The organism is Streptomyces sp. LX-29 (genome assembly GCF_029541745.1).
Lineage (GTDB): Bacteria > Actinomycetota > Actinomycetes > Streptomycetales > Streptomycetaceae > Streptomyces.
Genome location: NZ_CP089746.1, coordinates 4529345 through 4551789 on the forward strand (window position 1 = coordinate 4529345; position 22445 = coordinate 4551789).

Below are 22445 nucleotides of genomic sequence, written 5' to 3' on the forward strand. Positions count from 1 at the left end.
GTCCAGGCCCGACGCGCCTCTCCAACCTCAGCCGCGCCGCGGCCAGCGCCGCCGCACCCCGTACGCGACCGCGCCCAGCGCCACCAGCGAGCCGCCCGCGATGCCGGCCGCCGTCCACTTGCCGGAGGAGCCGGAGCCGGTCGCGGCGACCGAGGCCTCGGCGGGCTTGCTGCCGCCGGGGTGCTTGGCGGTGGCCAGGCCCTCGGGGCCGGGGGCGACGAGGGTGCCCACCGGCTCGACCTTGCCGGACGCCTTGAACCCCCAGTCGAAGAGGCGGGCGGTCTCCCGGTAGACCTCGTTGTGCTCCTTCTTCCCGGGGTTCATCACGGTGACGAGGAGGACGCGGTCGCCGCGCTGGGCGACCCCGGTGAAGGTGGTGCCGGCATGGGTGGTGGAGCCGTTCTTGACGCCGGCGATGCCCTTGTAGGGCTTCATGTCGTAGTCGCCGGTCAGCAGGCGATTGGTGTTCTGTATCTCGAAGGAGTCGCGGATCGGCTTCCCGGACTTGTCCTTCTTGACCTTCTTGGTCTTCTCGTCCTTCTTGAACTCGCCGGGGAACTTCGCCGTCGCCGTCCCGCAGTACTCCCGGAAGTCCGCCTTCTGGAGGCCCGAGCGGGCGAACAGCGTCAGGTCGTAGGCGCTGCTGAGCTGGCCCTTCTCGTCGTAGCCATCGGGGCTGACGACATGGGTGTCGAGGGCGTTGAGCTCCTTGGCGTGGGCCTGCATGTCGCGGACGGTCTTCTGCTTGCCGCCGTTCATGGCGGACAGCACGTGCACGGCGTCGTTGCCGGACTTCAGGAAGACGCCCAGCCACAGGTCGTGCACCGAGTAGGTGTGGTTCTCCTTGATCCCGACCATGCTGCTGCCCTCGCCTATGCCCTCCAGGTCGGACAGCGCCACCTTGTGGTTCTTGTCCTTGGGGAGCCGGGGCAGGACGGTGTCGGCGAAGAGCATCTTCAGGGTGGAGGCCGGGGCCAGCCGCCAGTGGGCGTTGTGGGCGGCCAGGACCTCACCCGACTCGGCGTCCGCGACCAGCCAGGAGCGACCGGTGAGGCCCTTGGGCAGGGCCGGGGCACCCGGCTTCAGGGCGACCTGGGTGCCGGGCCGGCCCAGCCGCTCGCCGCCCACCGTGGACATCTCGGCCGGGGGCTTCGGCTCCGGCGTCCTGGTGTTCCGGGAACCCCCGGGGCCCTCGTCGGCATGGGCGGGGACGGCGGCCAGCAGCACCGAGGCGGAGAGCGTCAGAGCCGCGGCGGCGGCGCGGGCCGAGGCGACCCGGCGGGGGGTGGGGGAAGTCATGGACACGCGGGTGAACGTATCGTTCGCGCTCCGTGAGCCGGCCGGCGGCTCCGGGTTGTCCGACCCACGCGCGGGTGTGCCCCGCCCGATGCCCATACTGGAAGCCATGAAGCTCAGCCGCCCCGTCTCCTGGTTCCTGCTGTCCTTCGGGGCGTGGAGCTGGGTCATCTGGTTCACCTTCGTGAAGAATCTCTGGAAGGACAGCAGCGGGCTCGCGTTCGACGACGCCGGCGACCCCACCGCGTACTTCTGGGTGCATCTGCTGCTCGCGATCACCTCGTTTCTCTTGGGGACGGGCATCGGAGTGATCGGGTTCCGTGGGCTGCGCGCCCTACGACGGAGTGACGCCGCCGCGTAAGGCGTCCTAGGGAGGTCCCGCGTGGTCGCGGTCTATGTCCTGGTGGCGCTCACCGTGCTCGGCCTGCTGGCCGGGGTGCACTGGTACCTGTGGCGACGGCTCATCCGCGATACGACGGCGCCCGGCGGCCGCGTACGCCGCGCCGGCACCGTGGCGGCCTTCCTGCTCCCGTCGATCACCGTCGCCGCCCTGGTCGGCGGGCGCGCCGGCGTCCCGTTCACGATCGAGCGGGTGCTCGCCTGGCCCGGCTATCTGTGGCTGGCGCTGGTCCTGTACCTGACCCTCGGCCTGCTGGTCGGCGAGGCCGTACGGCCGCTGCTGCGACTCCTGCTGGAGCAGCGGGACCGCCGGCACGGCCGGGATCGGGACCGCCGGGGCGCCGCACCGGCCGGGACCGAGACCCCGGCCCGCGCGGACGCCCCGGGCGATGCCGTGGACCGGGTGGCGGGCCGGACGCAGACCCCGGGGCACGGGCGGGCCCCGGTCGGCGCGGCGGTCCCGGACCCGGCCGGAGCCGGCTCCCCCGTCCGTACCGAGACCGCCCCCGCGGCCGAGAGGACCGTCGCCGACGCCGACGCCGACGCTCTCGACGGTCCGGCTCCGGCCGAGCCGGAGCCGGCCGCCGCGAGCCCCGCGGTCGGGTCCTCCCGCCGGCTCTTCGTCGCCCGCACCGTCGCCGTCGGCGCCGCCGCGGCGGCCACGGGCACCGTCGGGTACGGCACGTACAACGTGCTGCGCGGCCCGCGGATCAAGCGGGTCACCGTGCCGCTGGCGAAGCTGCCGCGGGCGGCGCACGGGTTCCGGATCGCCGTGGTCAGCGACATCCACCTGGGCCCGATCCTGGGCCGCGCGCACGCCCAGCGGGTGGTCGACACCGTCAACCGCACCGACCCGGACCTGATCGCCGTCGTCGGCGACCTGGTCGACGGCCGCGTGTCGGAGCTCGGCCGCGCCGCCGAACCGCTGCGCGGGCTCACCGCCCGCCACGGGGCGTACTTCGTCACCGGCAACCACGAGTACTTCTCCGGCGCCGCGCCCTGGGTGGACCACGTCCGGGAGCTGGGGCTGCACCCGCTGGAGAACGCCCGGGTGGAGTTCCCCGCCTTCGACCTCGCGGGGGTCAACGACCCCGCCGGCGAGAGGGAGGGCCAGGGCCCCGACTTCCAGAAGGCGTTCGGCGACCGCGACCCGGCCCGAGCCTCCGTGCTCCTCGCCCACCAGCCGGTGGTGATCCACGACGCCGTCGACCACGGCGTGGACCTCCAACTGTCCGGGCACACCCACGGCGGTCAGATATGGCCCGGCAACCTCGTCGCCGCCCTCGCCAACCCCACCCTGGCCGGCCTGGAGCGCTACGGCGACACCCAGCTCTACGTCACCCGCGGCGCGGGCGCCTGGGGCCCGCCGGTGCGCGTGGGCGCGCCGCCGGACGTCACGGTCGTCCAGCTCGCGGCCCTGCGCGCCTGAGCCCTACCGCCTCAGCCGGGGCGCCTCGCGGTCAGCACCACGTAGCCGAGGTCGAGCGCCGCGCCGATCCGCTTGAACTCCGCGACATGCCCGTCGAACTGGTCGCTCTTGACGCCGAAAGCCGCCGCGAAGGCGTCCGGCTTGGCCAGGGCGGCGGCTTCCAGAGCCTGATGGGACGGGCCGATGATGTCGTCGCCTAAGTCGGCCAGCTCCTCCAGGCGCAGCCCCGCCCCGCTGATCAGTCGCGGGTACTCCGCCAGCTCGATGTGGTCCGGGATCGCGAACATCGAGGCGGCGCGCTCGTAGGCCTCGCGCTCCTGCGCCGCGATCGGCTCCCGCAGCACGATGTCCATTACCGCGAGCCGCCCACCGGGGCGCAGCACGCGCGCGATCTCCCCCAGGGCCTGGGCCGGGCTGTGCAGGTGGAACAGGCACTCCACCACCCACACCGCGTCGAACGAGTCGTCGGGGAAGGGCAGCTGCATGGCGTCGGCGCGCTGGAAGCGCACCCGGTCGGCGACCCCCTCGCGCTCGGCGCGCGCCGTCGCCCGATCGACCTGCACGGGGCTGATGGTGACGCCGACGACCTCGTCGACCGGCGTGGCCAGGGCCAGCCGCACGGCCGGCTTCCCGGAGTCGCAGCCCACGTTCAGGACCCGGCGGCCGGCGACCTCGCCGAGCTTGTGGATGACGTGGTCGGCCAGCCGGGCGGCGGCCACCTCCACCGAGCTCCCGTCGTGCGGGGCCGGCCAGTAGCCGAAGTGCAGGTTCCCCTCCGACGCCTCGTCGAGGACGTCGGTGAGCCGGTCGTAGTGGTCCGCCACGTGGTCGGGGGTGATGTTCCGCGGTGTGTCGGTCATGGTCGACCCCTCCGTGTCGTCGTGCCCCTGCGCACGGCTGCTGCCGCCGCCGACGCCCCACCGTAGGGACCGCCGGCGGGTCGGAGGCCCCCCTATCGGCTCCAGTCTTCCGGCGTGCTGCTCTGGCCAACGGTTCGGCTCCAGACCACGGTTCGGAGCCAGCCCGGTTCGGCTCCCGCGCCCCGTACGTCAGGCGTCGTCCAGGTCAGGCGTCGACCAGATCCGGTATCGACCGCGCGAGCGGCGCCCGCCCCTCACCGGCCGCCGCGCCGAGCGACTCGCCCTCATCCCGCAGGGCGCCGAGCCGCGGGACCGGCTGCTCGGCCCGCTGTGCCAGGAGACACCGCCGGCCGGGCTCGGCCCGAGGGAACGGGGCCTCTCGCACGAGCTGCCGCACCGCACGGTCACCCGGCACCGAGCCCCGGGCGGCCGGCGGCCCCGGCCCCGCCGGCCGCCGCCCCGCCCGCGCCGGATGCGTCGGTGCCGGGTCCCGGCGCCTCCGCCGCACCCGCACCCGCACCCGTGTCCGCCCCGCCGGCTCTCTCCGCCGCACCGCCCGCGCCCGCCCCGCCCGCACCCGCCCCACCCGCGCCCGCCTCGTCCGGACCCGCGGCCGCCCGCGGCAGCAGCACCGTGGCCGTGAGGCCCGCCCCCGGTGCCGTGCGCACCTCGACCGTGCCGCCCTGGGCCTCCACCGCCGCGCGGACGACCGCCATGCCGAGGCCGCTGCCCTCCGCCGTACCGCCCCGGAAGAAGCGGTCGAAGACGCGGTCGGCGTCTTCGGGGCGCATGCCGGGGCCGGCGTCGGCCACCCGCAGCAGCACCCGGTCACCGACGTGACCGACCGTCACCCGCACCGCCGCCTCGACGGGGGTGTGCACCCGGACGTTGGCCAACAGATTGCAGACGACCTGCTGCAGGCTGGGCTCGTCGGCGAGTACCGGTACCGGGCCGGCGCCCTCCGGCAGGACCAGTGTCACCGGCCGCGCCGGCTGCTGGGCGCGCAGGTCGCAGACCGCCCCGCGCACCGCCGTCGCCAGGTCGACGGGGCGCGGCCGCAGCCGCGGGCGCTGGTCCAGGCGGGCCAGCGCCAGCAACTCGTCGACCAGCCGGGCCATGCGCTCCGTCTCGGCGCCCATCCGGGCCAGGGCGCGCGACCGCTCCGCGCCGTCGCCGAGCATCCCCTTCTCGTACAGCTGGAGGTAGCCGCGGATCGCGGCCAGCGGGGTGCGCAGCTCGTGGGAGGCGTCGGCGACGAACCGGCGGAGGTGCGCGGCCGCGTGCTCGCGGGTGACGAAGGCCGCCTCGACCTGCTGGAGCATCGCGTTGAGCGCGGTGCGCAGCTGCTCCACCTCGGCCCCGCCGCCGCGCCCGCGGGAGGCCACCCGGCGGGAGAGGTTGAGGCCGTCCGGGGCCCCGTCCGGGCTGCCCTCGGCGATGGCGGAGGCGGTCTCCACCATGTCCTCCAGCGGGCGCAGCCGGCGGCGCGCGCCGATGAAGGTGGCCGTGCCCAGCAGCGTGATGAGCGCCGCGCCCGCGGCCAGCTCCAGCCGCACCACCTTGCGGACGGTGTCCCGGACTGCCTCGGTGGAGGTGCCCATCAGGACCAGCCGACCGCCCTCCGCGCGCAGCGCGGTCACCCGGTACGGCGCCCCGGCCACCCGGGCGTCGGCCGGCTCGCGGCGCCGGGTGAGGGCGGCCGGGTCGGTGACGGCGGCGGCCAGCGCGCGCTGCGCCCGGTCCACCGGAACGCCCGTGAAGGGCCGCACCCGCCCTTCGGCGTCCAGGACCACGAACAGGGTGCGGGCCCGGCGGGACGGGATGATCTCGTCGCCGACCTCGGCGAGGGCGGCGACCGTGGCCAGGTCCGCGTCGCCGACCCCGGCCCGCTCCAGGCCGGTGCGGCTGCCGATCAGGTCCTCGTCGATGATGGAGATCATGTAGTGCCGGATGCCCAGCACGCTGACCCAGGCCGCGATGGCGAGGCCCAGGGCCAGCACCCCGATGTTGCTGAGCGTCAGCCGGACCCGCAGGCTGTGCGGGCCGGCCCGCGCCGGCCGCCGCACGACGGTCACCCCGGATCGGCCGGTCGCAGCCCGTACCCCACGCCCCGCCGGGTCCGTATCAGCGGCGGGCCCAGCGGGTCGAGCTTGCGCCGCAGATAGCTGATGTAGGTCTCCACCACGGTCGACTCGACGGCGTGCTCGTACCGCCACACGTGGCGCAGCAGCTGCTCCTTGGGCACGATCCGGTCCGCGTGCCGCACCAGGTGCCGCAGCAGGGCGAACTCCGTCGGGGTCAGGTCGACGCTCCGGCCGCCGCGCCGGACCGTGTAGGTGGCCTCGTCCAGTTCGAGGTCGCCGTGGCGCAGCACCGGCGGCCGGGGCGGCGGCGGGGCGTCCGGTCCGGCGGGCGGCCGGGTGCGGCGCAGTACGGCCCGGACGCGCGCCACGACCTCGTCGACGTTGAACGGCTTGGTGATGTAGTCGTCCCCGCCGAGGGCGAGGCCGTGCACCACCTCGGCGGGCGCGTCGCGCGCGGTGAGGAAGACGACGGCCAGGTCGGCCCGCTCGGCGCGCAACACCCGGCACACCTGGCGGCCGTCGCCGTCGGGCAGCGCGATGTCCAGCAGCACCGCGTCCGGGCGGGCCTCCCGGGCCAGCTCCACGGCCGCGTGCACCCCGCCGGCGGTGAGCACGGTGAAGCCGTGGAACCGGAGCGTGATGGCGAGGACGTCCGCGATGCTCGGCTCGTCCTCGACGACGAGAACCGTGGCGCCGCCGCTGTCTGCCGCACTCATGTGCCCAGTATCGCCCCGGAATTGCGCGCTCCCGGGGGAAAGTCTGGGAGCTTCCTGTGAGTGTGCGGGACGCTCCCCCGCCGCCGGCGTCCCCCGCCGAACCTGGCCCCGTACCCCCGGGGGTTCCACGAGGTGAGGAGCGCGGCGGATGGCGGCATGGGCACGCTGGTGCCTCAGGCACCGGCTGATGGTTCTCCTGCTGTGGCTGGGCGCGCTGCTGGGCACCGCGGGCGCCGCCGGCGTCCAGGGCAGCGCGTACTCCAACGTGTTCAGCTTCCCCGGGACCGAGTCCTCGCGGGCGCTGGAGCGGATGGAGGCGGCCTTCCCCCAGCGGGCCGGGGACACCGACACGGTGGTGTGGCAGGTGGACGAGGGCCGTTCGGTGCGCGACCCGGCGGTGCGACGGCGGATGGAGGCGGCCCTGGCCGACATCGCCGAACTTCCCGACGTGGGCACGGTGGTGAGCCCGTACCAGCCCGAGGGTGCGGCGCAGACCAGCCGGGACCGCCGGATCGCGTACGCCGAAGTCACCTTCACCAAGCAGGCGTTCGAGCTCGACGGCGACGACATCCGCCGGGTCATCGACCGCGCCGAGGCGGCCCGCGCCGAGGGGCTGCGGGTGGAGCTGGGCGGCCAGGCCATCGAGCAGGCCCAGGAGCCGCCGGCCGGGCTGTCGGAGGCGGTGGGTCTCGGGGCCGCGGCCGTCGTCCTCTTTCTCGCCTTCGGCTCGCTCTTCGCCATGCTGCTGCCGCTGGTCAACGCGGTCTTCGCGGTCGGGACCGGACTGTCGGGGCTGGTGCTGCTCAGCCACGCCGTGGACATGCCGGACGTGGCCCCGCTGATGGGCAGTCTGATCGGGCTCGGTGTCGGCATCGACTACGCGCTGTTCATCGTGGGCCGGCACCGCAAGGGGCTGCGGGCCGGGCTGACCCCGCAGGAGTCGGCCGTACGGGCGCTGGACACCTCCGGCCGCGCGGTGATGTTCGCCGGCGGCACGGTCTGCATCGCGCTGCTGGCGATGTTCTCGCTGCGGCTGGGCTTCCTCGACGGCGTGGCCATCGCCGCCACCGTCACCACCCTGCTCAGCGTGCTGGCCGCGATCACCCTGCTGCCCGCGATGTTCGGCTTCCTGGGGCCGAAGGTGCTCAGCCGCCGGGAGCGGCGGGCGCTGGCCGAGCGGGGACCGCTCCAGGAGGAGGCGCCCGGCGGGACGGCCGTGCGCTGGGCCCGGTTCGTGGAGCGGCGGCCGGCGGCGCTGGCCGCCGTCGCGGTGGCGGTGATGGCGGTGCTGGCGTTCCCGGCGGCGTCGCTGCGGCTGGGCACCAACGACCAGGGCAACCAGCCCGAGTCGCAGACCACCCGGCAGGCGTACGACCTGCTCGCCGAGGGCTTCGGGCCCGGCTTCAACGGGCCGCTGCTGATGGTCGCCGAACTCCCCGGCGGGGAGCGGGACCAGCGGGCGCTCACCCGCCTGGTCACCCGGGTGGGCGCGACAGAGGGCGTGGCGCGGGTGGCCCCGCTGCCCGCCCCGCCCCGGTCGACGACCCGCGTGATCCAGGTGGTGCCGACCACCTCGCCGCAGGCGGAGCGGACCGACCGGCTGATCGACACGCTGCGCGACGACCTGGTGCCACGGGCCGAGCGCGGCACCACGATGGAGGTCGACATCGGCGGGGCCACCGCCATCCAGAAGGACTTCGCCGCCGTCATCGGCGACCGGCTGCCGCCCTTCATCGCGCTGATCGTCGGCCTCGGCGCGCTGCTGCTGCTGGTCGCCTTCCGCAGCGTGGTGGTGCCGCTGACGGCGGCCGTGATGAACCTGGTCGCGGCGGCCGCCTCCTTCGGCGTCCTGGTGGCGATCTTCCAGTGGGGCTGGGGCATGGACCTGCTGGGGCTGGGCAAGGAGGGGCCGATCATCTCCTTCCTGCCGGTGATCATGCTGCCGCTGCTGTTCGGGCTGTCGATGGACTACCAGGTCTTCCTGGTCAGCCGGATGCACGAGAAGTGGGTGCACACCCGGGACAACGGGCGGGCGGTGCGGGCCGGGCTCGCCGACACCGGACGGGTCATCAACTGCGCGGCGCTCATCATGATCTGCGTCTTCGCCTCCTTCGTGCTCAGCGGCGACCGGGGCGGCGTCATGGCGGGCATCGGCCTGGCCGGCGCGGTGGCACTGGACGCGTTCGTGCTGCGCATGGTGCTGGTGCCGGCCCTGATGCACCTCATCGGGCCCGCCAACTGGTGGCTGCCGCCCTGGCTGGACCGGCGGCTGCCGCACCTGGCGGTCGACCCGCCGGACGAGGCGCGCCGCGCCGACGACGACCCCGGCGCCCGGGGTGCGGGTGAGGAGCGCGCCCTGGTGGGGGACGGCTGATCGATGTGCGGGGCGCCGGGCCGTCCGTCGACCCGGTCGTGGCGCGCCGACGGCGCCCCTGGTGCCCAAGGGGCGGCGGATACACGCGAGTTGGTGGCGGGTGGGGCATGCGTGTGGTTGGGTGCTGAGCGCCAGGGCGGGCGTGCGGGACACCCGCACGCCCGCGTGGGGGGCCTAAGGGGGCGCGGGGAATGCGCAAGGTCGGAATGCGTGTCGTGATCGTCGCCGTGCTGCTGGCCCTCGCCGGGGCCGGGGGATACCGTCTGATGTCCGCCTCGGACGGCGAGGAGAAGACGATCCGGGTGGGCACCACGGACAACGTCACCGCGCTCGATCCGGCGGGCGCCTACGACGGCGGCTCATGGGCGATGTTCAGCAACCTCTACCAGTCGCTGCTGACCTTCACCCCCGGCTCCGGCCGGCCGGAGCCGGACGCGGCCCGCGACTGCGCGTTCCAGGGCGGCGAGCTGACCCGGTACGTGTGTCTGTTACGACCCGGGCTGCGGTTCTCCAGCGGCCGCGCGGTGACCGCCGAGGACGTGAAGTTCTCCTTCGACCGCGTTCGGGCCATCGGCGACGGGAAGGGCCCCGGCACGCTGCTGGACACCCTGAAGCGGGTCCGCGCGGAGGGCTCGGACAAGGTGGTCTTCGAGCTGCGCTCCCCGGACGCCACCTTCCCGTTCAAGATCGCGACCGGTGCCGGTTCGATCGTGGACCGCCATGACTACCCGGCCGACCGGCTCCGCACCGGCACCCGGGTGACCGGCTCGGGCCCGTACCTGCTGGACCGCTATGTGAAGGGCGACCGGGCCGAGTTGCGGCCCAATCCGGACTACCAGGGGGCGGTCGACACCGGCGCCCCGGTCACCGTGCGCTACTTCGCCACCGCCGAGGAGCTCAGCGCCGCCTGGGAGCGGCGCCAGGTGGACGTGGTCGGCAAGGACATGCCGCCGCGAGAGCTGGCGGACCTCAACCCCGCCGATCCGAAGATCAAGTACATGGAGTCCACCGGCGCCACCACCCGCAACCTGGTCTTCGACCTGCGGAGCGACTCCCCGATGCGGGAGCTGGCGGTGCGCCGGGCCGTCGCGGCCGTCGTCGACCGGGAGGCGATCGCCCGCGATGTGCACGCGCGCACCGTCGACCCGCTGTACTCCCTCATCCCGCAGGGGATGAACGGCCACACCACCCCGTACTACGACACCTACCCCCAGCCCGATCCCGGACGCGCGGAGCGCCTGCTGCGCGAGGCCGGGATCGTCGCTCCGGTCCGCTTCTCGCTCGGCTTCGCGCGCGGCGACACCACCGAGCGGGAGGCGGTGACGGTGCGGCGGCAGTTGGAGGCGACCGGGCTGTTCAAGGTGGCCATGGAGCGGCGGGAGTGGGAGGCGTTCCAGGAGGACTTCGCCCGGGGGCGCTTCGACGCCTTCCTGATCAGCTGGATCGCCGACTTCCCCGACCCGGACACCTTCACCACCCCGCTCGTCGGCCCCGAGTCGGCCTTCCACAACGGCTATCGGGAGGCGCGGGTGAACAGACTCATCCGGGCCACCCAGTTCGAGTCCGAGCGCTCCCGCACCGTGGTGGACTTCCGTACCATCCAGCGGATCGTCGCGGACGACGTGCCGATGGTCCCGCTGTGGCAGAAGAAGGACACGGTGCTGTCCACCAACTCCATCGCCGGCACCCAGTACCTGGCCGACGCCACCGGAATGTGGCGGCTGTGGAAGCTGCGACGGATCTGAGCGGGGCTCGGGCCGTCGTGGTGGTGGTCCGGGCGGTCCGGGGCGGTGCCGGGACGGTCGGCGTCGCCCTGGGTCCGGGGGCCGTGCTCCCGGTTCACAGCCCGTGACGGCTCAGGAAGTCCTCGATCAGCCGCTGCCAGGCCGCCGGCCGCTCCGCCATCACCACGTGCCCGGTGGGGATCTCCACGTACTCCGCCCCGGCGATGCCGTCCGCCAGTCGGCGGGACTGGGCGGGCGAGACCAGGGCGTCGCCGGTGGGGCAGATCACCAGCGTGGGCGCGGTGATCCGGGACAGGTCGGCGCTGACGTCGGCCGTCGCGACGACCCCGGCCTGGTCGGGGGTGCCGGCCGGCACGCTGTCCCTGACCAGCCGGTAGAACTGCTCGACCTGGTCGTTCGGCAGCCCGTTGAAGAACTCCTCGCTGAACCCGGTCAGCGCGACGAAGCGGGCGAAGGAGTCCAGGTCCCCCTTCTCCAGCAGCAGCCGCCACACCTCCACGACGGCCAGCAGCCGGTTGTCGGGCTTGACTATCCCGGCGGTGAGCACGAGGCCGGTGACACGCTCCGGGTGGCGGGCGGCGATCCGCACCGAGACCAGCGTGCCCAGGGAGTAGCCGACCAGGGTGAAGGTCCGCGCCCCGGCGGCGTCGGCGGCGGCCAGCACCGCGTCGGCGAGCTCGTCGATGGTGAGCGGCTCGGTCGCGCGCGGGGTGGCGCCGGAGCCGGGGTAGTCCGGGGCGATGACGGTGTGGTCCTTGGCCAGCCCCGGGAGGAGCGGCGAGTAGTTGGCCTCGGCGCTGCCGCCGGCGCCGTGGGCGAAGAGCAGGGCGGGGCCGGAGCCGAGGACGGTGGTCGCGAGTGCGGTGGGGTGCTGTGCTGCGGTGGGGTGCGTCGTCATGATCGACAGCCTGCCACCTGACATGGGTGTCAAGGTCAAGTCCGCGCCAGCGGCGCACCGTGGCACGCGGAGCGGCTCATTCGCCCCCTTGTGCCCGAAAACCGAAGGAGCGGAGGGTGTTGCTGGGGAGAAGGGGGCATCTATGGGGGAGACACCGGTCCTCAGACGCGTCGCGTTCCAACTACCGCGACATCCCGCGTCGATCGCCACGGCCCGGCACCGGATCCGCGAGCAGCTGGTCGCGTGGAGCCGCGAGGCGTGGCTGGTGGAAGACGCGGTCCTGGTGGTCTCGGAGCTGACGACCAACACGGTCCGGCACGGCCATGTCCTGGAGCGGGAGTTCGAGGTCGCCGTCACGATGATGGCCGACGGCTCCTGCGTGGTGGAGGTCGCCGACGGGGGCAGCCGCTACGACCCCGTCCCGCCGTCCGCCCAACCGCCCCCCGAGGCCGAGTCCGGCCGCGGACTGCGCCTCGTCGACTCCCTCGCCGAGTCCTGGGGCGTGTGGAACCGCGGCCGCTTCGGCAAGACGGTCTGGGCGCTGCTGCGGCCGGCTGGTGGCGCCGGCGGCTGACCCCGCCGCCCGGGTGGGCGGCAGCGCCGCGGTCCGCAACCCCGACAGGCGGTCGTGCGGGGCGAGTCCCGCCGCGTTCCGGAGCGTCACCAGCGCGTACGCCGTGACCGTGGCGAAGGCCAGCAGCACGGCGAGGGTCTGCGTCGGGTAACCGGCGGCGGTGTAGAGCGTCTCCCGTCCGCCCGCGTGCCGGGCGACGGAGACGGTCGAGGCGACGGACGCCGGGCTCGGATCGTAGAAGAGCACCGTCAGCGCGGTGAGCAGGATCGTCGACAGCGGCAGCGCGGGGACGGCCAGCACCGCGGCGCGCACGCAGAGCCGTCCCGGCGTGGGGCGTGAGGCACCGTCCGCGCCGACCAGGCGCAGCCGCAGCAGCCGCTTCCCCGGCGTGGCCCCCGTGAGCCACGGCAGCAGCACCCACCACACGGCGCCCACCGCCGCCGTGGTCCGGGTGGCCGCGGCGAGGTCGAGCGCGCCGCCGAGGAGCCGCGCCGTGGCCAGGCCGGCCGTCGTCAACGCGGTGACCGCGGACAGATCGACGACGAGCGCCGTCAGTCGGCGCCCGAACGGGACCGGGCGACGGGACCTGGCCCGCTCGTCCAGCGCCTCCAACGGCGGGAGGGCGCGGGCGAGCGGGGCGGCCGCCAGCCAGCCGAGGACCGTGCCGGTGGTGTTGGTCAGCAGGTCGTCGACGTCGAAGAGCCGGTACGGGCAGGGGTACAGCCCCCACACCCCGGTCCACTGGGTCAGCTCGAAGAACAACGCCGCCAAGGCCCCGATCAGCGCGGTGGAGGCGAGGCCGGCGCGGACGTGGTAGCGCAGGAAGACGCCCAGCGGCAGCAGCAGCGCCAGGTTGAACACGGCCCCGGCGACCGCCGGGTTGCTGAACACCAAGGCGTCCAGGGTGACCTTGTGTCCGGCCTCCTTCCAGATGTCGCCGAAGGTGTTGCCGGGCACCAGCTGGGGATGGGCGACCGCGGCGTAGGCGGCGCAGACGTCCACCGATCGCCTGGGGAGCGGCACGATCGTCAGACACAGAGCGGTGAGCGCGTAGTAGAGGAAGCCGAAGAGCGACAGCGCGCGCCACTGCGAGAGCACCCCGTGCCGCCGGTAGAGGACGACGGCCGTCGGCAGCATCAGGACGAGTGCCAGCAGCGGGAAGAGCGCGGAGGCGGTCTTGATCGGAAGGAGGTACGCGGTCGCCATGGCGCAACTATACGCCATGTGTATACATGCGGTGTATAGATGGAGAGGCGGAGGCGTGCCGCCGCGGGGCGGAGGACATGGGAAGGCCCCGTGTCCGGTGCTTGGGTTCTAGTGGTCGTCGCAACACCCCAGCTCAGGGGATGCGATGGACTTCAAGATCCGTGAGAGCCGCAAGGAACAGGGGCCCCGGAAGCTGCACCGGGAACGGGAGGAATACTTCCGGCTCGTGCAGCTGGGATTTGGCAACGTAGAAGCGAGCCGACGCGTCGGCGTCAACCCTCGGACCGGCCGTGAATGGCGTAACGGTCGGCCCGAGGGCCGCAAGAAGCGGCCGAGGCCGCCCGCGCATCTGGTGCGGGCGGCCTCCGCGCCATCCCGGTACCTCTCGGAGGCCGACCGGATCCACATCGCCGACCGGTTGCGGGAGAAGGCCACCGTCCGCACGATCGCGGCCGAGCTGGGCCGCAGCCCGTCCACGGTCAGCCGGGAGATCCGCCGCAACCGGCACCCGGTGGGCGGCCAGTACCGGCCGCACGCGGCCCAGGCCCGGGCCGATGCCCGCCGGCCCCGCCCCAAGCCGGGGAAGATCGGCCGGAACACCGCACTGCGGGACTTCATCCAGGACGCTCTGGACCTGAAGTGGAGTCCGGAGCAGATCTGCGAGAGTCTGCGCCGGACGTTCCCTGACCGGCCGGAGATGCACGTGGTCCACGAAACGATCTACCAGGCCCTCTACGTCCAGGGCCGCGGCGAACTACGCCGCGAGCTGGCCCGAGCCCTGCGTTCGGGACGCGCCCGGCGCATGCCACGCCGCCAGGCCCAGCAGCGGCAGCCTCGTTTCTCCACCCCGATGGTCATGATCAGCGAGCGTCCGGCCGAGGCAGAGGACCGGGCGGTGCCCGGCCACTGGGAGGGCGACCTGATCATCGGCAAGGACAACGGCTCCGCGATCGGCACCCTGGTCGAACGCGCGACCCGCTACGTGATGCTCCTGCACCTGCCCGAGGGCCGCAGCGCGGAACTCGTCCGCGACGCCCTCGTGACAACCGTGAAGACCCTCCCTGCACACCTGGTGCGCTCGCTGACCTGGGACCAGGGCTCGGAGATGGCCGCCCACGGCGCGTTCACCCTCGCCACCGACATCCCGGTCTACTTCTGCGACCCGGCCAGTCCCTGGCAGCGCGGCTCGAACGAGAACACGAACGGCCTGCTGCGGCAGTACTTCCCCAAGGGCACCGACCTGTCCACCCACAGCCGCGAGCACCTCGACGCCGTCGCCGCCGAACTCAACGGCCGCCCACGCAAAACGCTCGGCTGGGAAACCCCAGCCGAGCGCCTGCATAAACTGCTCGCGGCCTGATCAACACGACCACGTGTTGCAACGACCCCTAGAAACCGCCGTGGGGACACGGGGCCTTTCCGAAGCCGCGGCCGGGCTGACCGGCCGGCAGGTCAGATGCGCCGCGTGATCAGCGCGCGCTTCACTTCCTGGATGGCCTTGGTGACCTCGATGCCACGCGGGCAGGCGTCCGTGCAGTTGAAGGTCGTGCGGCAGCGCCAGACGCCGTTGTTGTCGTTGAGGATCTCCAGCCGCTGCTCACCGGCCTCGTCGCGCGAGTCGAAGATGAAGCGGTGCGCGTTGACGATCGCCGCCGGGCCGAAGTACTGGCCGTCGTTCCAGAACACCGGGCACGAGGAGGTGCACGCGGCGCACAGGATGCACTTGGTGGTGTCGTCGAAGCGCTCGCGGTCCTCGGCGGACTGCAGCCGCTCCCGCGTCGGCTCGTTGCCCTTGGTGATCAGGAAGGGCATCACATCGCGGTACGCCTGGAAGAACGGCTCCATGTCCACGACGAGGTCCTTCAGGACCGTGAGGCCCTTGATCGGCTCGACCGTGATCGGCTTGTCCGGGTTGATGTCCTTGATCAGCGTCTTGCAGGCCAGCCGGTTGCGGCCGTTGATCCGCATGGCGTCGGAGCCGCAGATCCCGTGCGCGCAGGAGCGACGGAAGGTCAGCGTGCCGTCGTGGTCCCACTTGATCTTGTGGAGACCGTCGAGCACGCGCTCCTTCGGGTCGATCTCGACCTGGAAGTCCTGCCAGGTCGCCTGGTCGGAGACCTCCGGGTTGAACCGGCGGATCCGGAAGGTGACCGTGATGTACGGGGAGGCGTCCGGCGCGGCGGGGGACGCCGCCGCGTCCTTGTCCAGAACGGGGGTAGCCATCAGTACTTACGCTCCATCGGCTGGTAGCGGGTCTGGACGACCGGCTTGTAGTCGAGACGGATGGACTCGGTGCCGTCGTCGCCGACCTCGCGGTACGCCATGGTGTGGCGCATGAAGTTGACGTCGTCGCGGTTGGGGAAGTCCTCGCGGTAGTGACCGCCGCGGGACTCCTTGCGGGCCAGCGCGGAGACCGCCATGACCTCGGCCAGGTCGAGCAGGTTGCCCAGCTCGATGGCCTCCAGCAGGTCCGTGTTGAAGCGCTTGCCCTTGTCCTGCACGGCGACGTTCCGGTACCGCTCGCGCAGCTCGCCGATCTTCTCGACCGCCGTCTTGATGGTCTGCTCGGTGCGGAAGACCATGACGTTGGCGTCCATGGTCTCCTGCAGCTCCTTGCGGAGCTCGGCGACCCGCTCGTTGCCGGTGGAGGCGCGCAGCTGCTCCACCTGGTCGATCACCAGCCGCGCCGGGTCCTCCGGCAGCTCGACGTAGTCGGCCTTTGCGGAGTACTCCGCGGCGGCGATGCCCGCGCGGCGGCCGAAGACGTTGATGTCGAGCAGCGAGTTGGTGCCCAGGCGGTTGGCGCCGTGCACCGAGACGCAGGCCACCTCGCCGGCGGCGTACAGGCCCGGTACGACGGTGGTGTTGTCCGACAGGACCTCACCCTCGACGTTGGTCGGGATGCCACCCATGGCGTAGTGCGCGGTCGGCTGGATCGGGATCGGGTCCGTGTAGGGCTCGATGCCGAGGTACGTCCGCGCGAACTCGGTGATGTCCGGGAGCTTGGCGTCCAGCTGCTCCGGCGGCAGGTGGGTGAGGTCCAGGTAGACGTGGTCGCCCTCGGGGCCACAGCCGCGACCCTCGCGGATCTCGGTGTAGATCGAGCGCGAGACCACGTCGCGGGAGGCGAGGTCCTTCATGACGGGCGCGTACTTCTCCATGAAGCGCTCGCCGTCCTTGTTGCGCAGGATGCCGCCCTCACCGCGGGCGCCCTCGGTGAGCAGGATGCCCATGCGCCAGATGCCGGTCGGGTGGAACTGGAAGAACTCCATGTCCTCCAGCGGCAGCCCGCGGCGGTAGACGGCGGCCTGGCCGTCACCGGTGAGGGTGTGCGCGTTGGAGGTCACCTTGAAGAACTTGCCGCAGCCGCCGGAGGCGTAGATCACGGCCTTCGCCTGGAAGACGTGGATCTCGCCGGTGGCCAGCTCGTACGCCACCACACCGGCCGACTTCTTGACGCCGTCGACCTCGGTGATGAGCTGGTCGAGGACGTAGAACTCGTTGAAGAACTCCACGCCCTCCTTGACGCAGTTCTGGTACAGCGTCTGGAGGATCATGTGGCCGGTGCGGTCGGCCGCGTAGCAGGAGCGGCGGACCGGGGCCTCGCCGTGGTTGCGGGAGTGGCCGCCGAAGCGGCGCTGGTCGATGGTGCCGTTCGGGGTCCGGTTGAACGGCAGACCCATCTTCTCCAGGTCGAGGACGGCGTCGATGGCCTCCTTCGCCAGGATCTCGGCGGCGTCCTGGTCGACCAGGTAGTCACCACCCTTGACCGTGTCGAAGGTGTGCCACTCCCAGTTGTCCTCCTCGACGTTCGCGAGGGCGGCGGCCATGCCGCCCTGGGCGGCGCCGGTGTGGGAGCGGGTCGGGTAGAGCTTGGTGAGCACCGCGGTGCGGCTGCGCTTCGTCGCCTCGATGGCCGCGCGCATGCCCGCGCCGCCGGCCCCGACGATGACGGTGTCGTACTTGTGGATCTTCATGAGTGGATTACCTCAGCCCTGGGTGCCAGGGGCGCGTAGCGCCTTCCGTTGAGGGCGGTGGTGGGCGACGGGAGGGCCTAGCGGATGTTCGGGTCGAAGGTGAAGAGCACCAGCGTGCCCAGCACGATGGTGAACCCCGCCGCGGTGTAGAGCAGCCCCTTGAGCCACAGGCGCGTGCTGTCGCGCTCCGCGTAGTCGTTGATGACCGTGCGGAGGCCGTTGGCGCCGTGCAGGGTGGCGAGCCACAGCATGATCAGGTCCCAGGCCTGCCAGAACGGGGAGGCCCAGCGGCCGGCCACGAAGGCGAAGCCGATCCGGCTCACGCCGCCGTCCAGCACCAGCTGGATCAGCAGGTGACCCAGGACCAGCACCACCAGGACGATGCCGGACAGCCGCATGAACAGCCATCCGTACATCTCGAAGTTGGTTCGGCTGGCCTTCTTGGGGGTCTTCTTGGTGCGGGCCCGCGGCGGCTCGATCACCGGCGCCGGGTTGTCCACGTCGTACAGACTGACGTCGTCGTTCACGGTGCTCACGTCACTCGGGGAAGTCGTCTCAGCGCTCATCGTCGATCACGCCTCAGTTCCCGAAGAGTTCGCGCAGCGTGTGCTGCAGGATCGGATAGAAGGCGCCGGCCATCAGGACCAGCCATACGCCCATCACGGTCCACAGCATCTGCTTCTGGTACTTCGGGCCCTTCGACCAGAAGTCCACGGCGATGACACGCAGGCCGTTCAGGGCGTGGAAGAGGATGGCGGCGACGAGGCCGTACTCCATCACGTTGACGACGGGGTTCTTGTACGTCGCGACGACATCGTCGTACGCCTCGGGGGAGACGCGGACGAGCGATGTGTCGAGCACGTGCACGAACAGGAAGAAGAAGATGAGGACGCCGGTGACTCGGTGAGCCACCCACGACCACATGCCTTCCCGGCCGCGGTAAAGCGTTCCAGCCGGCACGGAAAACCCTCCGGAAGCGGGGATGTGGGGCCTTCCGGCTTTGGTCGGTCGGTCTGGCCCGGCCGGGTACGGTCCACCGGCCCCGGCCATCGTAGCGACGTGTTGTCGGTTCCTTCGCGCGGGGTCGATCAGCTGGATTAATCAGGCACGTACGGCCTATAGGGCGGAAGTGAACTGATCCGGCATTTGGGGGGTGCGTCGGCGTCGGGCGGCCAGATGGGTGAGTCGGGAGCGCGCGGCGCGCCGCAGCTCATCGGCGGTGACGGCGCGCTTCTCGTCGGCGAGCGCCTCGTCGAGGTCGGCGGCCGTGAGTCGGCGGCTCGCCTCGTCGGCTGCCCGCAGCAGCGCCTCCAGGTCGGGGTAGGGGCGGCGGGCGGCGACCCGTCGGGCCCAGCGCCGGCTGCCGCAGCAGGCCAGCAGCGCCTCCTCGGCGGCGCCGGCGGGGGCGGCGTTGAAGCGGTCGAGGGGGCTGAGGGGCCCCTCGGGGTGGAGTGCGGGGGTGGTCGGTTCGGGCGGGTCTGCGGTGTCGCTGGATGGCATGGGCTTCTCGGGTGGGTGGTGGAGGGGAACCGCGGAAGGGAAGGAGGGGGCGGGGGGTGGGGGAGATGGGGGAGATGAGGGAGGCGTGAGGGCGGTGCGGGGGCGATGAGTGCGGGGGCAAGGAAGGTGAAGGGGTGTGAGATGGGCGATAAGGGGGAGAAGGGGTGTCGCCACCGTAACGGTGTAAGTCGGATGTCGGCTGATAGATGCGCAAAATTCACCCGGAAGACAGGGGTGTGTGGCACAGGGTGGACGTCGAGGCTCCTGACGAGGTCGGAACGGCCCCCGAGCGTGCATCCCTTATGGGAGGGTTTACTCCATGAGGATGCCGATCAGCATCTCCAGAACCACGGCGGTGTGGAGCGGTGTGGCCGCGGCCGTCGTGCTGATCACCCTGATCGTCCTGTCCTGCCAGCGGGACACCGGAGCCCCCGCCGGGCCCCCGGTGTCGCTGCCGCCGGCCGTCTCCCCCTCGCCCTCGCCGTCCCCCTCGACCCGCACCCCGCTGCCGCCACCCGGCCCGGTCCCCGCCGCCATCCCCGCCCTGCGCTCGTACCGCACCGAGCCCGGCCACGGCTGGCTGCCGGGCAAGGACACCCGGGTGGTCGCCGATCCCGAGGGACCGCTCGCCGACGAGGCGCGGCAGCTCGCCGAGGAGCTCGGCGGCCGCACCGCCGGCGGCCCCGCCCGCCGGGGCGACCTGGAGTTGGCGCTCCGCCCCGACCAGGCCGGCGGCCCCGAGGCGTACACCCTGCGGGTGCAGGACGGACGGGCCCGGATCACCGCCGCGGGTGAGGCCGGCGCCTTCTACGGCACCCGCACCGTGCTGCAGGCCGCCCGCGCGGGCGCGCGCCTCCCCGACGGGCTTTTGGAGGACGCCCCCGACCGGCCGCAGCGCGGACTCATGCTCGACATCGCCCGCAAGCACTACTCCGCCGAGTGGATCGAGGCGCGGCTACGCGAGATGGCCGACCTCAAGCTCAACCAGCTCGCCCTGCACTTCTCCGACGACCAGGGTTTCCGCGTCCAGAGCGACAGCCACCCCGAGGTGGTCTCCGCGCAGCACCTCACCAAGGACGAGGTGCGGCGGATCCTGGCGCTGGCCGAGCGGCTGCACATCACCGTCGTTCCCGAGATCGACTCGCCCGGCCACCTCGGCGCGGTGCTGCGCGCCCACCCCGAGCTCCAGCTGCGCAACGCCGCCGGGACGCCCGTCACGGGCGCCATCGACATCTCCAACCCCGCCTCGTCTCGCATGGTGGACGACCTGACCCGCGAATTCTCCGCGCTTTTCCCCGGTCGTTACTGGCACTTGGGCGGCGACGAGTACCGCGCGCTGATGTCCAGCGATCCCGAGGCGTCCTACCCGCAGCTGGCGGCCGCCGCCCGGCGCGCCTTCGGTCCCTCCGCGCGGGTGCAGGACCTCGCCACCGACTGGCTGAACGACCGTGCGGCCGTCGCGCGCGAGCAGGGCAAACAGCCCAAAGCGTGGAACGACGGCTTCTTCCGCGGCGGCGTCGTCGCCCCGGACCCGGGCATTGAGGTGGAGTACTGGACCGGCAGGGAAATCGGGGCGCGGCCGCCGGTGGAGTATCTGCGGGCGGGGCAGAAGGTGGTCAACCTCAACGATGAATACCTCTATTACGTACTCGGCGAGCCCAATGAGTTCCGCTATCCGACCGGGGAGCGCATCTATGCGGAATGGTCGCCGGCGGTGCTGCGCGGCACGACGCCGGTGCTGGACGCCGGTCTCACCGGCGCGGACCGGGTGAAGGGCGGCAAGCTCGCGGTCTGGGGCGATCTGGCGAACGCGCAGACCCCCGAGCAGGTGGCGGCGGGCGTCCGGATGCCGCTGCGGGCGCTGGCCCAGCGGCTGTGGGACCCGCGGCCGCCCGTGCTGAGCTGGGCGGAGTTCCAGGCGCTGGCGGACCGGGTGGACTGACCGGGCCCGCGGGAGACCGGTGGCGCGCCCCGGCGGAAAGGCGCGCCACGGCGGAAAAGGGGGCGCCCGGACCGGAGGACATCCGGTGAACAGGCCGGGAACGGAGGGACGGCCGGGGCCGCCACCCCCCACAGGAGAGGCCCCGACCGTCGTCCGGTACGGGCCCGCACGCGGGCCCGTATCTCTTACAGCGCCGCGTGCCGTGATTTCGTCACACCCGGCGCCCGGCCCCGCTCTGGACTTGGCTGGGCAGATGCCCGTAACGTGCAGGTCCGCGCTTTGGGCGCGGTGTGTCGTTTATTCCTTCCGTGGACGAGGACCAAAGGCCACGGCTCAGGGGGATCTGGAAAATGTATTCGTGTGGGAACTGCCGAGCTGCCGCTGTCGGCCCCGATGGGCGATGTGCCGCCTGTGGGACGTATCAGCAGTCACAGCAGCCGCAGGCGACCATGCCCGCCGCTCCACCCACCCCGTACGCCCCGTTCCCGGCCGCGCCGGCCGTGGGGATGCCGGCCGGTGGCGTCGACCTGCGGCGCGGTCTTGCCACCGCGCTGACCGTGATGTTCTCCCTCATGATCCCCGCGCTGGTGCTGGTGCTCATCGGCGAGGGCGGTCAGCACCAGGTGGCCTCCGACTTCCTGGACAACCCGTTCAGCGTCACGCAGGAGGAGATCGACGACGCGGATGACTTCGCCCTCGGGGCGTCGTTCATCTACGGGCTGATCGGGCTGACCGTGGCGATCCTGTGGGCGATCTGGTTCCGCAGGCTGCGGCTGAACGCCGAGGTGTTCGCGCCGGGCACGCACCGGTTCGGCAGCGGCTGGGCCGCCGGCTCCTGGTTCACCCCGGTCGTCAACCTGTGGTTCCCCAAGCAGATCGCCAACGACATCTGGCGCGCCAGCTCCCCGCAGGGCCCGCAGCAGGTACGACGCGGCCTGCTCAACGGCTGGTGGGTGACGTTCATGGTCGCCATGGTCGTCAACCTCATCAGCAACGTCCAGTACACGGTCAACGACCGGAAGCTGGAGGACATGCAGGAAGACGCCAAGCGCGGAAAGTTCGTCAACCAGGACGACGCCATGGACGCGATGGAGGGCATCAAGAACTCCCTCGGCGTCAGCATGTTCTCGACGGTCATCCTGATCGCCGCCGCCATCCTCGGACTGCTGCTGGTCCGGCAGATCACCGCGATGCAGGAGCAGCGCGCCGTGCTGCCGCCCGCCCCGGCCCCGTACGGCATGGGCGCGGCGCCGTACGGCATGCCCGGCGCCGCCCCCTACGGAGCCATGCCGGGCGCCGCCCCGTACGGCGCGCCCGCGCCGCCCCCGGCCGCTCCGTACAGTGCGCCGACGCAGCCCGGCGGCGCCCCCGCAGTCCAGCCCGGTCCGTACCCGCCGTACGGCTCCGGGCCCACCGGAAACTGACAGCGGGAGGCACGGCATCGG

19 protein-coding genes and 1 pseudogene are annotated in these 22445 nt (G+C 72.6%); 8 read left to right on the forward strand and 12 right to left on the reverse strand.

Features of this window, described 5'->3' with window-relative positions:
* Positions 1 to 27: 27 nt before the first annotated feature.
* Positions 28 to 1299: a D-alanyl-D-alanine carboxypeptidase gene (locus LRS74_RS19530; RefSeq protein ID WP_277744833.1), complete on the reverse strand. Its 1272-nt coding sequence runs from the start codon at positions 1297 to 1299 to the stop codon at positions 28 to 30.
* Between the two features lie 106 nt (positions 1300 to 1405).
* On the opposite strand from LRS74_RS19530, the gene LRS74_RS19535 reads away from it, so the two are divergent.
* Positions 1406 to 1657, forward strand: a complete 252-nt coding sequence (locus tag LRS74_RS19535; protein WP_277742204.1) for a hypothetical protein — start codon at positions 1406 to 1408, stop codon at positions 1655 to 1657.
* 21 nt (positions 1658 to 1678) lie between these two features.
* Positions 1679 to 3124, forward strand: coding sequence for a metallophosphoesterase (locus tag LRS74_RS19540; protein WP_277742205.1), 1446 nt, complete (start codon positions 1679 to 1681; stop codon positions 3122 to 3124).
* A gap of 11 nt (positions 3125 to 3135) precedes the next feature.
* On the opposite strand, the gene LRS74_RS19545 is transcribed toward LRS74_RS19540, so the two are convergent.
* The 4 genes from LRS74_RS19545 to LRS74_RS19560 all read right to left on the reverse strand — a co-directional run bounded on the left by LRS74_RS19545 (position 3136) and on the right by LRS74_RS19560 (position 6784).
* Positions 3136 to 3984, reverse strand: coding sequence for a methyltransferase domain-containing protein (locus tag LRS74_RS19545; protein WP_277742206.1), 849 nt, complete (start codon positions 3982 to 3984; stop codon positions 3136 to 3138).
* Between the two features lie 205 nt (positions 3985 to 4189).
* A complete protein-coding gene (locus LRS74_RS19550) occupies positions 4190 to 4381 on the reverse strand; it encodes a hypothetical protein (RefSeq protein ID WP_277742207.1) in 192 nt (63 codons plus the stop codon).
* 7 nt (positions 4382 to 4388) lie between these two features.
* A complete protein-coding gene (locus LRS74_RS19555; RefSeq protein ID WP_277742208.1) occupies positions 4389 to 6050 on the reverse strand; it encodes a HAMP domain-containing sensor histidine kinase in 1662 nt (553 codons plus the stop codon).
* 5 nt (positions 6051 to 6055) lie between these two features.
* A complete protein-coding gene (locus LRS74_RS19560) occupies positions 6056 to 6784 on the reverse strand; it encodes a response regulator transcription factor (protein WP_277742209.1) in 729 nt (242 codons plus the stop codon).
* Between the two features lie 148 nt (positions 6785 to 6932).
* On the opposite strand from LRS74_RS19560, the gene LRS74_RS19565 reads away from it, so the two are divergent.
* The gene (locus LRS74_RS19565; protein WP_277742210.1) at positions 6933 to 9158 is read left to right on the forward strand and encodes an MMPL family transporter; all 2226 of its coding nucleotides are present in this window, start codon (positions 6933 to 6935) and stop codon (positions 9156 to 9158) included.
* 191 nt (positions 9159 to 9349) lie between these two features.
* Positions 9350 to 10903, forward strand: a complete 1554-nt coding sequence (locus LRS74_RS19570) for an ABC transporter substrate-binding protein (protein WP_277742211.1) — start codon at positions 9350 to 9352, stop codon at positions 10901 to 10903.
* A 94-nt stretch (positions 10904 to 10997) separates the two neighbouring features.
* Here the strand turns inward: LRS74_RS19570 and LRS74_RS19575 are convergent, their stop codons facing one another.
* Positions 10998 to 11801: an alpha/beta hydrolase gene (locus tag LRS74_RS19575; RefSeq protein ID WP_277742212.1), complete on the reverse strand. Its 804-nt coding sequence runs from the start codon at positions 11799 to 11801 to the stop codon at positions 10998 to 11000.
* 142 nt (positions 11802 to 11943) lie between these two features.
* On the opposite strand from LRS74_RS19575, the gene LRS74_RS19580 reads away from it, so the two are divergent.
* Positions 11944 to 12375: an ATP-binding protein gene (locus tag LRS74_RS19580; protein WP_277744834.1), complete on the forward strand. Its 432-nt coding sequence runs from the start codon at positions 11944 to 11946 to the stop codon at positions 12373 to 12375.
* Between the two features lie 54 nt (positions 12376 to 12429).
* Here LRS74_RS19580 and LRS74_RS19585 read toward each other — a convergent pair.
* A pseudogene (locus tag LRS74_RS19585) lies at positions 12430 to 13599 on the reverse strand (VanZ family protein); the annotation flags it as partial.
* Between the two features lie 127 nt (positions 13600 to 13726).
* On the opposite strand from LRS74_RS19585, the gene LRS74_RS19590 reads away from it, so the two are divergent.
* Positions 13727 to 14941, forward strand: coding sequence for an IS30 family transposase (locus tag LRS74_RS19590; RefSeq protein WP_277740628.1), 1215 nt, complete (start codon positions 13727 to 13729; stop codon positions 14939 to 14941).
* A 92-nt stretch (positions 14942 to 15033) separates the two neighbouring features.
* Here the strand turns inward: LRS74_RS19590 and LRS74_RS19595 are convergent, their stop codons facing one another.
* The 5 genes from LRS74_RS19595 to LRS74_RS19615 form a co-directional block, all read right to left on the reverse strand.
* Entirely contained in the window at positions 15034 to 15804 is a 771-nt protein-coding gene (locus LRS74_RS19595; RefSeq protein ID WP_277742214.1) for a succinate dehydrogenase iron-sulfur subunit, read from the reverse strand.
* Positions 15804 to 17558 carry a succinate dehydrogenase flavoprotein subunit gene (sdhA, locus tag LRS74_RS19600; protein ID WP_277742215.1) on the reverse strand — a complete coding sequence of 585 codons (1755 nt, stop codon included), beginning with the start codon at positions 17556 to 17558 and terminating at the stop codon, positions 15804 to 15806. The genes LRS74_RS19595 and sdhA overlap by 1 nt, the downstream gene beginning before the upstream one ends.
* 77 nt (positions 17559 to 17635) lie before the next feature.
* Complete coding sequence (locus LRS74_RS19605) at positions 17636 to 18124, reverse strand: succinate dehydrogenase hydrophobic membrane anchor subunit (protein WP_144385399.1); 489 nt, start codon at positions 18122 to 18124, stop codon at positions 17636 to 17638.
* 13 nt (positions 18125 to 18137) lie between these two features.
* A complete protein-coding gene (sdhC, locus tag LRS74_RS19610; RefSeq protein WP_144385400.1) occupies positions 18138 to 18518 on the reverse strand; it encodes a succinate dehydrogenase, cytochrome b556 subunit in 381 nt (126 codons plus the stop codon).
* Between the two features lie 156 nt (positions 18519 to 18674).
* On the reverse strand, positions 18675 to 19058 hold the full coding sequence (locus LRS74_RS19615; protein ID WP_277742216.1) for a 2-oxo-4-hydroxy-4-carboxy-5-ureidoimidazoline decarboxylase: 384 nt from the start codon (positions 19056 to 19058) through the stop codon (positions 18675 to 18677).
* Between the two features lie 319 nt (positions 19059 to 19377).
* Here LRS74_RS19615 and LRS74_RS19620 point away from each other — a divergent pair, with 319 nt between their 5' ends.
* Both LRS74_RS19620 and LRS74_RS19625 read left to right on the forward strand, forming a co-directional pair.
* A complete protein-coding gene (locus LRS74_RS19620; RefSeq protein ID WP_277742217.1) occupies positions 19378 to 21000 on the forward strand; it encodes a glycoside hydrolase family 20 protein in 1623 nt (540 codons plus the stop codon).
* A 449-nt stretch (positions 21001 to 21449) separates the two neighbouring features.
* Positions 21450 to 22424, forward strand: a complete 975-nt coding sequence (locus LRS74_RS19625; protein WP_277742218.1) for a DUF4328 domain-containing protein — start codon at positions 21450 to 21452, stop codon at positions 22422 to 22424.
* Positions 22425 to 22445 lie beyond the last annotated feature (21 nt).